Raw genomic sequence first — 13746 nt, 5'->3', positions numbered from 1 at the left:
TGCGGTGGGCCGCGCCGACGGGCCGGGAGCGGCGGCCCCCGGGTGCGGGGACCGCCGTACGGCCCGCGGTGCGGAACAACTCACGATGCGTCGACCCTATTGAGCCCCGCGCGCCCCGGGCATGTCCATGGCCGCATATGTCACACGATCGCCATTCTGCCGACATGTGCCACCAGGCACGACGGACCTTTCAGCGGGCCTCCCACCACCTCGTACGGCCCCCTTTCGGCCGGGAGTTGACGCGTGTACCTTCCGGCCATGCCGATACGCGCGCGCCGCCGCACACCGATGCGCAAGCCCCGCACCCCGCTGTGGACCACGTTTCTGACGGCGGCTCTGGCCGCCCTGCTCGCCACCCTCCTGTCCCCGGGCGCCGCGCAGTCCGCGCCCCGCACCCCGGCCCCGTACGCCGAGGACGGCCGGGGCGCCAAGCCCCGGGAGAGCAGACCCGTCTACTCCTACACGGGCGCGATACGCGAGTCCGTGTGGGTCGACACCGGCCTCGACGGCGACGCGGACGGCACGGCCGACCGCGTCGCCGTCGACATAGTCCGCCCCCGCGAACCGGCCGCCCAGGGGCGGAAGATACCGGTGATCATGGACGCCAGCCCGTACTACTCCTGCTGCGGACGCGGCAACGAGGGCCAGAAGAAGACCTACGACGAGCACGGCAACCCCGTGCGGTTCCCGCTCTACTACGACAACTACTTCGTGCCCCGCGGCTACGGCTACGTGGCCGTCGACCTCGCCGGGACGAACCGCTCCTACGGCTGCGTCGACATCGGCGGCCGCTCCGACATCGCCTCCGCCAAGGCCGTCGTCGACTGGCTGAACGGCCGCGCCCGCGGCTACACCTCCCGCACCGGCGACCAGCGCGCCGACGCCCGCTGGAGCAACGGCCGCACCGGCATGATCGGCAAGAGCTACGACGGCACCATCGCCAACGGCGTCGCCGCGACCGGCGTCAAGGGCCTGAGGACCATCGTGCCGATCGGCGCCATCTCCTCCTGGTACGACTACTACTTCGCCAAGGGCGCCCCCCTGTTCGGCAGCGGCCCCGACGGCCTCGCGAACGGCGTGATGAGCCCCGAGGCCCGCACCCGCTGCGGCCACATGCAGAAGAAACTGGTCGAGGGCGCGCCCCGCACCGGCGACTGGACCCCGCTGTGGACCGAACGGGACTACGTGCCCGACGCCCGCAAGGTGCGCGCCAGCGTGTTCGCCGTGCACGGCATGCAGGACCTGAACGTGCGGATGAAGCACTTCGGGCAGTGGTGGGACGCGCTCGGCGAGGCGGGCGTGCAGCGCAAGGTGTGGCTCGGCCAGTCCGGGCACGTCGACCCGTTCGACTTCCGGCGCGGCGACTGGGTGCGCACCCTGCACCGCTGGTTCGACCACGAACTCCTCGGCTACCGCAACGGCGTGGACCGCGAGCCCATGGCCGACATCGAGCGGGCCCCCGACGTGTGGACCACCGACCGCGTCTGGCCGCCGCGCGCCACCCGGGCCACCGAGCTGCGCCCCGCCAAGGGCACCGCGCCCGGCGTCGGCACGCTCGGCCCGCGCCCCGGCAAGGGCACCGAGACCTTCACCGACGACCCGCGTATCGGCGAGACCCAGTGGGCCTCCGCCATCGACCTGCCGACGTCCGCCAAGGCGGGCTTCACCACCCGGCCCCTCGCCCGCGACCTGCGCCTGTCCGGCTCCTCCACGGTCAAGGTCAGCGTGACGCCCACGACCCGCACCGCGCACCTGAGCGCCGTCCTCGTCGACGTCGGCCCCGCCACCATCCGCGACTACGCCCACGACGACGAGGGCATCACCACGCTGCCCGAGCGCTCCTGCTGGGGCGCCAGCACCAGCGGCGACAGCGCCTGCTTCAAGAACACCGAGGCGCGCACCGCCGACGTCGGCTACACCATCTTCAGCCGCGGCTGGGCCGACCTCGGCAACCACGCCTCCGACCACACCGGCCGCCCCCTCACGCCCGGCAAGCGCTACACCATCACCCTCGACCTCGCCGCGAGCGACCACGTCGTACCGAAGGGCCACCGCCTCGCCCTGATCATCGGCGGCACCGACCGCAACCTCATCCAGCGGCCCGCCGACACGCCGACGCTCACCGTCGACCTGGCCCGCACCTCTGCCAGGCTCCCTCTGGTCGGCGGCCCCAAGGCCCTGGTCACCGCACCCGGCGCCGCCGCACCGCGTGCCGCACGCCTGCACGGCGTGGCACCGGCACGTCCGCTCGTCCCCGTACCGGGAGGCCCTACCTCATGACACCCCGCATCCGCGCGCTCGCCCTGGCCTGCGCCTGCGCCGCGCTCGCCGCGCCGCTCGTGACCGCGCCCGCCCAGGCGGCCCCTACGTCACCGAAGCCGCCGCGCACCGGCTTCGAGGAGAGCGGCGGCGCCCGCTGGACCAGCCAGCCGGAGGAACAGCGGCTGCTCGCCGCCGCCGACAAGGCCAGCGACCGGGTCTCCGTCTCGCGCATCGGCACCACCAAGCAGGACCGCCCGCTCCAGCTCGTGCGCATCGGCGAGCGGCGCACCACGAGCACCGTGCTGCTCGTGTGCAGCCAGCACGGTGACGAACCGTCGGGCCGCGAGGCCTGCCTGACCACGATCCGTGACCTGGCGTACGCCAAGGACAGCCGGACGAGGAAGTTCCTGTCCCGCACCACGCTCCTCGTCGTGCCCACCGCCAACCCCGACGGGCGCGCCGCCGACACCCGCGGCAACTCCGACGGCGTCGACATCAACCGCGACCACATCGCCCTGAAGACCGCCGAGGCCCGCGCGCTCGCCGCCGTCATCCGCGACCGCAAGCCCGACGCCCTCTACGACCTGCACGAATACGGCGCCACCCCCCAGTACTACGACAAGGACCTGTTCGACCTGTGGCCGCGCAATCTCAACACGCACGGCGCGGTGCACCGGGAGGCCAAGGCGCTGTCGGAGGACTACGTCAGGCCCGCCGCCGAGGCCGACGGGTACACGACCGGCACGTACGGCATCTGGACCGACCCGGTCACCGGCGAGCCGGTCAAGCAGGTCGCGGGCGACGGCCAGGAGCGCATCCTGCGCAACGTCTCCGGCATCAAGCACGCCGCGGGCCTGCTCATCGAAAGCCGCGTCGACCCCCGCACGGACGCCGAGAAGAAGGACCCGGCGCTCAACAACCGGCGCCGCGTCGACTCCCAACTCTCCGCCCTGAAGGGCCTGTTCCGCTACGCCGGCGAGCACCGGTGGCGCCTGGCGGCCGCCACCGCGGCCTCCCGCCTCACCGGCCTGCGCGACCGCGGCCCGGTCTACCTGGGCGGCGCCGACAACGACCCGGCCGAGCCCGCCGAGGTCATCCAGGACCCGCCGTGCGGCTACCGCCTGGACGCCGAACAATACGCGCACGTCAAGGACGAACTCCGCCTTCACGGCGTTACGGTGAGACGCGATGGCGCGGGCGCACTCGTGCCGCTGAGGCAGCCCGCCCGTGCCCTCGTCCCGCTGCTCCTCGACGAACGCGCGGCCTATCACCTCGTCACAGGGCGGCCCGACACCGACTGTTGAGCCGTTGTGCGGCGCGTCACATGTGGTAGGGGGTTAGCGGAGAAGAACCATCGAAGACCAGCCACTCCGCGAAAGGTGCACTTGTGACGCAGGAATCCCAGAAAGCGGACCCCGGAGGAGGCCCGCCGCTGTCGGTGGGCCCCTCCGGGGGCCGGTCCCCGCAGACCGACCGGGTGGTGTTCGGTGTCACCGCCGTCCTCACCCTCGCCTTCGTGGTGTGGGGCGCGGTCGCCACGGGCACCCTCGAAGACATCTCGTCGGACGCGCTCGAAGGCCTGATCCACAACGGTGGTTGGGCCTTCATGCTGGCCGCGAGCGGCTTCGTGGTCTTCGCGCTGTGGCTCGCCGTCAGCCGGTACGGGAAGATCACGCTCGGTCAGGAGGGTGAGGAACCCGAGTTCCGCACCGTGTCCTGGGTCGCGATGATGTTCAGCGCGGGCATGGGCATCGGCCTGATGTTCTACGGCGTGAGCGAGCCGCTGGCCCACTTCTCCTCGCCGCCGCCCGGCACCCACCCCGACGACCAGGCCGCCGCCATGGAGACCTCCATGGCGACGACCCTGTTCCACTGGACGCTGCACCCCTGGGCGATCTACGCGGTCGTCGGCCTCGCCATCGCGTACAACACCTTCCGGCGCCGCCGTCGGCAGACGATCAGCTCCGTGTTCGTGCCGCTCATCGGCGAGAAGCACGCGCACGGCACCTGGGGCCGGGTCATCGACATCCTCGCCATCCTCGCCACCCTCTTCGGCTCCGCCGCGTCCCTGGGACTCGGCGCGCTCCAGATCGGCAGCGGCATAGAGGAACTGGACTGGCGCGACAACGCGACCACGGGCCTGCTCATCGTCATCATCGCCGTGCTGACCGTGGCGTTCGTGGCCTCGGCGGTGTCCGGTGTGGAGAAGGGCATCCAGTGGCTGTCCAACACCAACATGGTGCTCGCGCTGCTGCTGGTCGTGTTCGTGTTCGTCGCGGGCCCCACCGTCCTCATGCTCGACCTGCTGCCCACCTCCGTCGGCGCCTACCTCGGCGACCTGCCGCAGCTCATCGGCCGCACGGAGGCGTCCAGCGGCAAGGGCGTCTCGGACTGGCTGGGCAGTTGGACGGTGTTCTACTGGGCCTGGTGGATCTCCTGGACGCCGTTCGTCGGCATGTTCATCGCGCGCATCAGCCGGGGGCGCACCATCCGGCAGTTCGTGGGCGGTGTCATCCTCGTGCCGAGCACGGTCAGCCTGCTGTGGTTCGCTGTCTTCGGCGGCAGCGCCATGAAGGTCAAGGAGGACGGCGGCTTCAAGGGCGACACCACGGCCGAGGCGCAGCTGTTCGGGCTGCTGAACGAGTATCCGATCGCCACCGCGACCAGCCTGCTGGTGATGATCCTCGTCGGCATCTTCTTCGTGTCCGGCGCCGACGCCGCGTCCATCGTCATGGGCACGCTCTCCCAGAAGGGCTCTCTCGAACCCGGCCGCCTCGTGGTCATCTTCTGGGGCGTCGTCACCGGAGCCGTCGCCGCCATCATGCTGCTCATCGGGGACGGCAAGGACAACGCCCTCACCGGCCTGCAGAACCTGACGATCCTGGTCGCCGCCCCGTTCACCCTGGTGATGATCGGCATGTGCGTGGCCCTGATGAAGGACTTGCGCCACGACCCGCTGATCGTGCGCGGCGAGCACGGCACGGAGGCCGTGGAGCGGGCCGTCATCGCCGGTCACGAGCAGTACGCCGGGGAGTTCGAGCTCCAGATCGGCCCGGCGGACCCGGAGTCCGAGGCGGAGCCGGGCCCGGGCCCGGACACGGGTTCGGGTCCTGGAGCAGGCCCTGGTGCGGGTCCGGGGGCGAGCCCCGGGCCGGGGAAGGAGCCGCAGCCGGACTCCGCGCGCTGAGGCGTCCCAGAGGCGGGGCCCGTCGGGGCCCCGCGGGGTGGGGCTTCGCGCGGTGGTGCTCCGCGGGGTGGTGCTCCGCGGGGTGGGGCCCCGCTGTTCCAGCCCCTGAGGCGTTGGAGGAGCGGGGTCTGGGGCGCGGCCCCAGTTTCGGCCGGGCCCCCACCGAGGTGGGGGCCCTACCCGTCCGGGTCCATGACGAGCCGCGCGGCGTCCCGCGCGCAGCCCCACGCCACGGTGACGCCCGCGCCGCCGTGGCCGTAGTTGTGCACCACGAGGCGCCCCGCGCCCAGGTGTTCGCGTTCGAGCCGCACCGCGGGCCGCGCGGGCCGCAGCCCCACCCGGTGCTCCAGGATCCGCGCCCCGGCGACCTCCGGCCGCACCCGCGCGCACCGCCGCACGATCGCCTCCGCCGTCGCCGGGTCCGGTTCGAGCGACCAGTCGCCGTCCTCAGCCGTCCCGCCGAGGATCAGCCCGCCGGGCTGCGGCAGCAGGTACGTGGTGTCCGCCGACTCGGAGTCCACGGCCGTGAACCACGTGTCGACCCCCGGGTTCTCCACCACGACCAGCTGCCCCCGCACCGGGCGCACACTGTCGTCCGGTACGAGGTCCCGGGCGCCGAGCCCCGAGCAGTTGACGACGCACGGCGCCTCCGCCAGCGGCTCGTCCAGACCCTTCGCCGTACGGACCTCGACGGCGCCGCCCGCGGCCAGCAGCCGCTCCCGCAGCCACGCCAGGTGCACCGGCATGTCGATCAGCGGCAGCCGCGCCCGCACACCGACGCCGTCGTGCTCCGCCCGCGTCACCTCCCGCAGCCCCGGCACCCGCCCGGCCCACGGCCCGAGTTCGGCAAGGCGGACCCCGGCGTGTACGCCCTCGACCATGCGTACGCCCGCGGCCCCGCCGCCCCCGTCGCCCCGCCCGTCCCGGCGCGCCAACTCCTCGTACACCCCGAGGCTGGTGAGCGACCAGGCGTCCACCAGGGAGCGCGGCTCCACGCGGTAGGGCCACCACAGGCCGCCCGCGACGGCCGAGGTCGTGCGCTCGGCGGGCGCACGCGTCCACACCCGCACCCGGCGGCCCCGTTCGGCGAGCTCCACGGCGGTGGTGAGCCCGGCCACGCCACCGCCCACCACGATCACGTCTGCGCTGTCCCTAGCGGTCATCCGGGAAACGTAGCCGACCTCCCACGACGCGCGCACAACCCCCGGCAGGTGGGGATACTCACAGCATGTCTGCCGAGTACGCGACCTTCGGCCTGGCACCGGCGACGCGCACCGGTGGGGTCCTCGCCAGCGGTGACTACCAAGCGCACCGCGAGTACGTCGACTTCATCGTGGACGGGCGCCCGCTGCTGTTCCAGCTCGCCGACCTCGACGCGGTGTCCCCGCTCGCGGCCGACGTCCCCCCGGCCATCTTCACCGCGCACGTGCGGCGCCTCCTCCTCGAAGCGGAGGCGCCCCTCCTCGACGGGCGGTACGTCATCTACGGCTGTCCCGAGTGCGAGGGCCTGGAGTGCGGGGCCGTCACCGCGGTCATCGAGGACGCCGACGGCGACTACGTGTGGCGGGACTTCGCCTGGCAGACTTCCGACCGCGCCGACCTGGAGCTGAACGGCTACCACGGCATAGGGCCGTTCCGCTTCCACGGCGCCGAGTACCGCGAGCAGCTCGGGCGGCTGCTCGCCGCCGACGAGCCCCTGGCCGGGCGGCGCCGGGTGCTGCTCATCGGCGCCCGGGTCGCCCTGCTCGCCAGGCTGGCGGCGGCGCTGCGGCAGATCGGCATCGGCGCGGAGATCGCCGCGGACGCGGCAGGGGTGCCGCCGGAGGAGCTGCGCACATACGGGGCGGTGGCGTTCGGGCGGGCCGTGCCCGCCGCCGTGCGGGGCTCCGTGCGGGAGGCCTTCGCGCGGGCCCGGGTCGACGTCGCGTACGTCGACGGGCTCGCGCCCATCGTGCCGCTGCTGGTCGCCCAGATCGAGGACGCGCTGGACCGGGGGCCGGTGGAGCGGCGGCGCCTGGTCCGCCTCACCGTGTGCGACGGCACCGCCGTCACCGAGGTCACCTCGCCCTGCCGGGTGCGGCTCACGGCCTACCGCCTCGACCGGCTGCGGCGGGCGCGGGCCCAGGAGGTCTTCGACGAGGTCCTCGAAGCGGGGGTGCACCGGGCTCCGCTGCCGGGGCGGGCCCGGTTCGTGGTGGCGCGGTCGGCTGGGGGCGTACGGGTGGCTGCCGCCGGGTGAGACCGGGACGCGCCGCCGCTACCGCGGCGGGTGTTTTCCCACCCGCCCACCCGTTGCCGCCATGCGTGGGGTGACCGCTCCTGGTGGGGGTGCGCCGCCGTCGGCGTGTGCGGGTGTCCGTCGCTGTCGTGTTCCCACCCGCCCACCCGTTGCCGCCACGTATGGGGTGACCGCTCCTGGTGGGGGTGTGTCGCCGTTGGCGTGTGCGGGTGTCCGTCGCTGTCGTGTTCCCGCCCGCCTGCCTGTTGCCGCCGTGTGTGGGGTGATCGCTTCTGGGGGGGTGTGTCGCCGTTGGCGTGTGCGGGTGTGCGTCGCTGTCGTGTTCCCAGCCGTCTGCCCGTTGCCGCTGTGTGTGGGGTGATGGCTCCTGGTGGGGGTGTGTCGCCGTTGGCGTGTGCGGGTGTGTGCCGCTGTCGCGGCGTGTGGTTTCCCGCCCGCCCACCCGTTCCCGCCACGCGCGGGGTGGCCGCTCCCGGCGGGGGTGCGTCGCCGTCGGCGGTTGCCGGTGCTTGGGCGGGGCCCTTCTCGTCGCCGTTCGCCCGCGCGGTGGCGCATGGGGTGGGTGGGCGGGGAGTTGCCGCCGCGAAGCGGCGGGGCGGCGGCGTAGGCGCCCTTGGCGGGGCGGTCCTCCCGCAGGGCGGCTGTCGCGGGAGGCGTGGGCGCCCCCGGGGTAGGGCATGGCCGGGGGCGCGGGGCCCCCGGCGGTAGGTGACCGGCAGGGCGTGGCGGGGGGCGGATACGCTCGGGGCCTCATGAACGGAACACTCGTCGCGAAGCGACTGGCCGCGGGGCACGGCGACCGCCCCCTCTTCGAGGGCCTGGACCTCGTCATCGCCCCCGGCGACGTCATCGGCCTCGTCGGCGCGAACGGCGCCGGAAAGTCCACCCTGCTCAGACTCCTCGCGGGCCTGGACGCCCCGGAGTCCGGCCACGTCACCCTGTCCCCGCCGACCGCGTCGGTGGGGCACCTGCCGCAGGAGCCGGACCGCCGCCCCGGCGAGACCATCCGCGCGTTCCTGTCCCGCCGCACCGGCGTCACCGCCGCCCAGCGGGCCATGGACGAGGCCACCGAGCGCCTCGTCGAGGGCGCGCCCGGCGCCGACGAGGCGTACGCGACGAGCCTGGAGCGCTGGCTGGCCCTCGGCGGCGCCGACCTGGACGAGCGGGCCGAGGAAGTCGCGGACTCACTGGGCCTCGCCGTCGGCCTCGACCAGCCGATGACGTCGCTGTCCGGCGGCCAGGCCGCCCGCGCGGGCCTGGCGTCGCTGCTGCTGTCCCGCTACGACGTGTTCCTGCTGGACGAGCCCACCAACGACCTGGACCTGGCGGGCCTGGAACGCCTCGAAGCGTTCGTACGCGGCCTGCGCGCGGGCACCGTCGTCGTGAGCCACGACCGCGAGTTCCTCGCCCGCACCGTCACCAAGGTCCTCGAACTCGACCTGGCCCAGCAGCAGATCAACCTCTACGGCGGCGGCTACGACGCCTACCTGGAGGAGCGCGACGTCGCCCGCCGCCACGCGCGCGAGGAGTACGAGGAGTACGCCGACAAGAAGGCCGCCCTCCAGGACCGCGCCCAGATGCAGCGGGCGTGGATGGACAAGGGCGTGAAGAACGCCCGCCGCAAGGCCACCGACAACGACAAGATCGGCCGGAAGTTCCGCAGCGAGGCCAGCGAGAAGCAGGCCGCGAAGGCCCGCCAGACGCAGCGCATGCTGGAGCGCCTCGAGGTGGTGGAGGAACCGCGCAAGGAGTGGCAGCTGCGGATGGAGATCGCCGCCGCCCCGCGCTCCGGCGCGGTCGTCGCCACGCTGCGCGACGCCGTGGTGCGCCGCGGCGGCTTCACACTGGGCCCGGTCCACCTCCAGGTGGACTGGGCGGACCGCGTCGCGATCACCGGCGCGAACGGCTCCGGCAAGACGACCCTGCTCGGCGCCCTCCTCGGCCGCACCCCCGTGGACGAGGGGCACGCGGCCCTCGGCTCCGGTGTGGTCGTCGGCGAGGTCGACCAGGCGCGGGCCCTGTTCCACGGCGAGGAGACGCTGCTCGACGCGTTCCGCTCGGCCGTGCCCGACACCGAGCCCGCCGAGGTGCGCACGCTGCTCGCCAAGTTCGGCCTCAAGGCCGACCACGTGCTGCGCCCGGCCGCGACCCTGTCGCCGGGGGAGCGCACCCGTGCCGCGCTCGCCCTGCTCCAGGGCAGGGGAGTGAACCTGCTGGTCCTGGACGAGCCGACGAACCACCTCGACCTGCCCGCCATCGAGCAGTTGGAGTCCGCGCTCGACTCCTACACGGGCACGCTGCTGCTCGTCACGCACGACCGCCGCATGCTCGACGCCGTCCGCGTCACCCGCCGCCTGGAGGTGGCGGAGGGCAGGGTGACGGAGTCGTCACCCTGACCCTCCGCGCACGCTCAGCGCCCCGAAGGGGCGCGGCGCTCAGCGCCGCTCGGGGTCGACGAGGCCCGCCCGCCGCAGCGCCTCCGCCATCGCGTCGTTCGCGGGCGGCGGGGCCTGCCGCTGGCCGCCGCCCCTGGGGCGGTTGCCCCGGCCCTGCTGGCCCCCACGGGGCTGGCGCTGCTGCGGCGGCCGCCCACCGCGCTCCTTGCGCCCGCCGCCCCCGCCACCCCCGGAGGCACCGGTGGCGTCGTCGTCCAGACGGAGCGTCAGCGAGATCCGCTTGCGCGGCACGTCCACGTCCAGGACCTTCACCTTGACGACGTCACCCGGCTTCACCACGTCCCGCGGGTCCTTGACGAACGTCTTCGACATCGCGGACACGTGCACCAGACCGTCCTGGTGCACCCCGACGTCCACGAACGCCCCGAACGCGGCGACGTTCGTGACCACGCCCTCGAGCACCATCCCGGGCGTCAGATCGCCGATCTTCTCGACGCCCTCCTTGAACGTGGCCGTCTTGAAGGCGGGACGCGGGTCACGGCCCGGCTTCTCCAGCTCCTTGAGGATGTCCGTCACCGTCGGCAGGCCGAACGTGTCGTCCACGAACTCGGCGGGCCTCAGGGAGCGCAGCGCCGACGTGTTCCCGATGAGGGACGGCACGTCGACGCCCGCGGCCTTGACCATGCGGCGCACCACCGGATACGCCTCGGGGTGCACGCTGGAGGCGTCCAGCGGGTCGTCGCCGCCGCGGATGCGCAGGAAGCCCGCGCACTGCTCGTACGCCTTCGGGCCGAGGCGGGGCACGTCCTTGAGGGCCTTGCGGCTGGTGAAGGGGCCGTTGGCGTCGCGGTGCGCCACGATGTTCTCGGCGAGGCCGGAGCCGATGCCGGAGACGCGGGCGAGCAGCGGGGCGGATGCCGTGTTCACGTCCACGCCGACGCCGTTCACACAGTCCTCGACGACCGCGTCGAGCGAGCGGGAGAGCTTCACCTCGGACAGGTCGTGCTGGTACTGGCCGACGCCGATGGACTTGGGGTCGATCTTCACCAGCTCCGCCAGGGGGTCCTGGAGGCGGCGCGCGATGGAGACGGCACCGCGCAGCGACACGTCCAGGTCGGGCAGCTCCTGGGAGGCGAACGCCGACGCAGAGTACACCGAGGCGCCCGCCTCGGAGACCATCACCTTGGTGAGCTTCAGCTCCGGGTGCTTGGCGATCAGGTCGGCGGCGAGCTTGTCGGTCTCGCGGGAGGCCGTGCCGTTGCCGATCGCGATCAGGTCGACCGCGTGCTCCTTCGCGAGCCGGGCGAGCGTGGCGAGGGACTCGTCCCACCGGTTCGCCGGGACGTGCGGGTGGATGGTGTCCGTCGCGACGACCTTGCCGGTGGCGTCGACCACGGCGACCTTCACGCCCGTACGGAAACCCGGGTCCAGGCCGAGCGTCGCGCGCGTGCCCGCGGGGGCGGCGAGCAGCAGGTCGCGCAGGTTCGACGCGAAGACGCGCACCGCCTCGTCCTCGGCGGCCGTCCGCAGGCGCAGGCGCAGGTCGATGCCCAGATGCACCAGGATGCGCGTGCGCCAGGCCCAGCGGACCGTGTCCGCCAGCCACTTGTCGGCGGGGCGGCCGCGGTCGGCGATGCCGAAGCGGCGCGCGACCAGGCCCTCGTACGACGAAGGGCCGTCCGTGGGCTCCTCCGGCTCCAGGACCAGGTCGAGCACGTCCTCCTTCTCGCCGCGCAGCAGCGCGAGGATCCGGTGCGAGGGCAGCTCCGTGAACGGCTCGGCGAAGTCGAAGTAGTCGGCGAACTTGGCGCCCGCCTCCTCCTTGCCCTCCCGGACCTTCGCGGCGAGCCGCCCGCGCACCCACATGCGCTCGCGCAGCTCGCCGATCAGGTCGGCGTCCTCGGAGAACCGCTCCGTGAGGATCGCCCGGGCGCCGTCCAGCGCCGCCTGCGGGTCCGCCACGCCCTTGTCGGCGTCGACGAACGCGGCGGCGGCCGCGAGCGGCTCCACCGTGGGGTCGCCGAGCAGCCCGTCGGCCAGCGGCTCCAGGCCCGCCTCGCGGGCGATCTGCGCCTTGGTGCGCCGCTTGGGCTTGAACGGCAGGTAGATGTCCTCGAGCCGGGCCTTGGTGTCGGCCGCCCGGATGCGGGCCTCCAGCTCGTCGGTCAGCTTGCCCTGCTCGCGCACCGACTCCAGGATGGCGCCGCGGCGCTCCTCCAGCTCCCGCAGATAGCGCAGCCGCTCCTCGAGCGTGCGCAGCTGCGCGTCGTCGAGCATCTCGGTGGCCTCTTTGCGGTAGCGCGCGATGAAGGGCACCGTCGACCCGCCGTCGAGCAGGTCGACGGCGGCCTTCACCTGCCGCTCCCGTACGCCGAGCTCCTCGGCGATCCTGCTCTCGATGGACGCTGGAGTGGACGTCGTCTCAGGTGCCACGTTCCGGTACCGCCTTCTCACTGAGGTTGCCCGGCAATTGTGGCAGGTGGCACCGACAATGGCCGTCAGACCCTGCGGGCCCGCCCCCGCCCCCGTCCGGAACGAGAGGCTCCGCCGAAGAGGCGGGCCAGCGCCCGGAACGGCAGCGTGACCACGGTGGCGAGCGCCCCACCGATCTGCCGCAGGACATCCGCGATGGCACGGAACACGTGGCTCTCCCTTCGTCGCCCGGCCCTCCCAGAGGGGGAGGGAGGGCCGGGGACGACCGGGTACCGCGCAGCGGCCGGATCATGCCCCGCGGGGCGGGGCTAGCCCTTGCCGAGCAGATCCGCCGGGAACGCGCCCGCCGTCACCGCCGCCGTGGCGAACGCCGTGCCCAGCTCCGTCAGACGCGCCACGCCCGCCGCGCCCAGGTGTTCGTACGGGGCCCGGTCGAGCCGGTCGGTCTGCTCCTCGATCCGTCGGCGCAGCGCCACGCCCGCCTCGGTCAACTCGCCGTCGCCGTCCAGGATCCCGCGCGCCCGCAGCCGCTCCACGGCCGCGTCCCAGTCGCCCTGGCCCCAGCCGCGGGTGCTGAGGTTCCGCTTCGGCGTCATCCCCTTGCCGGTCGCGGTGTGGCTCACCAGGGCCTCCACGGCGTCGAGTTCGGCGTCCAGGAGGGCGGCGAGGTGGCCGTCGCCGCGGTGCTCGCGCAGCAGCGTCGCCGCGTGCCAGTACGCCAGGTGCGGGGCGTCGGGCACGGGCAGGTCGGCGTGCGCGGCGTACAGCGGGCGGGCGCCGCGCGAGCAGGCCTCCGTGGCCCGCAGCGCGAGCCGCGCCGCCTCGGCCATCTCTTCGGAGGCGACGGCCTCGTCGCCGAGGAGCCGCCGCAGGGTGGCGTCGGCGGCCCGCAGGCGCGCCGCGAGCACGTCCTCGGGGGCGGCGGTGCGCCACACCGCGGGCACGTGCTCGGCGACGGTCTCCGGCTTGTAGTTGAAGAACGTCCCGGTGACGGTCCCGGCGCCGACCGGACCCAGCGCCGCGGCCCGGACGGCGAGGTTGACGGCCCTGGGGTGCGTGATGCCGAGCGCGCCCAGCTCCCGGCCCAGGTCGGGGAGAAGTAGTGGGTGGAGTGCAGGGTGTTGAGCACGTTGTGACAGCGTCGGCCCGCGCGCGGGGGCAGCCCCGTGTCGGCGGCGTGGGAGGTCGTGGCAGAGGTCATGACCGTACGCTACCGACTGGTTGGTATG

At 73.7% G+C, this 13746-nt stretch carries 8 protein-coding genes and 1 pseudogene; 5 read left to right on the top strand and 4 right to left on the bottom strand.

The features are described from left to right. Positions 1–258 precede the first annotated feature (258 nt). The 3 genes from ACOBQU_RS06650 (at position 259) to ACOBQU_RS06640 (ending at position 5449) form a co-directional block, all read left to right on the top strand. On the top strand, positions 259–2280 hold the full coding sequence (locus ACOBQU_RS06650; RefSeq protein ID WP_423624960.1) for a Xaa-Pro dipeptidyl-peptidase: 2022 nt from the start codon (positions 259–261) through the stop codon (positions 2278–2280). Next, the gene (locus tag ACOBQU_RS06645) at positions 2277–3566 is read left to right on the top strand and encodes a M14 family metallopeptidase (RefSeq protein ID WP_423624959.1); all 1290 of its coding nucleotides are present in this window, start codon (positions 2277–2279) and stop codon (positions 3564–3566) included. Before ACOBQU_RS06650 ends, ACOBQU_RS06645 begins: the two co-directional genes overlap by 4 nt. A gap of 83 nt (positions 3567–3649) precedes the next feature. Further along, positions 3650–5449: a BCCT family transporter gene (locus ACOBQU_RS06640; protein ID WP_423624958.1), complete on the top strand. Its 1800-nt coding sequence runs from the start codon at positions 3650–3652 to the stop codon at positions 5447–5449. Between the two features lie 176 nt (positions 5450–5625). On the opposite strand, the gene ACOBQU_RS06635 is transcribed toward ACOBQU_RS06640, so the two are convergent. Beyond that, positions 5626–6612 (bottom strand): FAD-dependent oxidoreductase, encoded by a 987-nt coding sequence (locus ACOBQU_RS06635; protein WP_423624957.1) that lies wholly within the window; start codon positions 6610–6612, stop codon positions 5626–5628. A 65-nt stretch (positions 6613–6677) separates the two neighbouring features. On the opposite strand from ACOBQU_RS06635, the gene ACOBQU_RS06630 reads away from it, so the two are divergent. After that, entirely contained in the window at positions 6678–7688 is a 1011-nt protein-coding gene (locus tag ACOBQU_RS06630) for an oxidoreductase (protein ID WP_423624956.1), read from the top strand. Positions 7689–8440: 752 nt separating this feature from the next. Continuing rightward, positions 8441–10084 carry a ribosomal protection-like ABC-F family protein gene (gene abc-f, locus ACOBQU_RS06625; protein WP_423624955.1) on the top strand — a complete coding sequence of 548 codons (1644 nt, stop codon included), beginning with the start codon at positions 8441–8443 and terminating at the stop codon, positions 10082–10084. A gap of 39 nt (positions 10085–10123) precedes the next feature. Here the strand turns inward: abc-f and ACOBQU_RS06620 are convergent, their stop codons facing one another. From ACOBQU_RS06620 to ACOBQU_RS06610, 3 genes and pseudogenes are all read right to left on the bottom strand, one after another. Then, positions 10124–12517, bottom strand: coding sequence for a Tex family protein (locus ACOBQU_RS06620; protein ID WP_423624954.1), 2394 nt, complete (start codon positions 12515–12517; stop codon positions 10124–10126). Positions 12518–12582: 65 nt separating this feature from the next. Next, on the bottom strand, positions 12583–12726 hold the full coding sequence (locus tag ACOBQU_RS06615; protein WP_423624953.1) for an LPFR motif small protein: 144 nt from the start codon (positions 12724–12726) through the stop codon (positions 12583–12585). Positions 12727–12825: 99 nt separating this feature from the next. Next, a pseudogene (locus ACOBQU_RS06610) lies at positions 12826–13718 on the bottom strand (SCO6745 family protein). Positions 13719–13746 lie beyond the last annotated feature (28 nt).

This window comes from Streptomyces sp. G45, from assembly GCF_049542095.1.
GTDB lineage: Bacteria > Actinomycetota > Actinomycetes > Streptomycetales > Streptomycetaceae > Streptomyces.
This window is presented reverse-complemented; position numbering and strand designations above follow the sequence as displayed.

Coding starts and splice junctions, on each gene's coding strand:
- ACOBQU_RS06645 (WP_423624959.1), top strand. CDS start 2,277: ATGACACCCCGCATCCGCGCGCTCGCCCTGGCCTGCGCCTGCGCCGCG.
- ACOBQU_RS06650 (WP_423624960.1), top strand. CDS start 259: ATGCCGATACGCGCGCGCCGCCGCACACCGATGCGCAAGCCCCGCACC.
- abc-f (WP_423624955.1), top strand. CDS start 8,441: ATGAACGGAACACTCGTCGCGAAGCGACTGGCCGCGGGGCACGGCGAC.
- ACOBQU_RS06635 (WP_423624957.1), bottom strand. CDS start 6,612: ATGACCGCTAGGGACAGCGCAGACGTGATCGTGGTGGGCGGTGGCGTG.
- ACOBQU_RS06630 (WP_423624956.1), top strand. CDS start 6,678: ATGTCTGCCGAGTACGCGACCTTCGGCCTGGCACCGGCGACGCGCACC.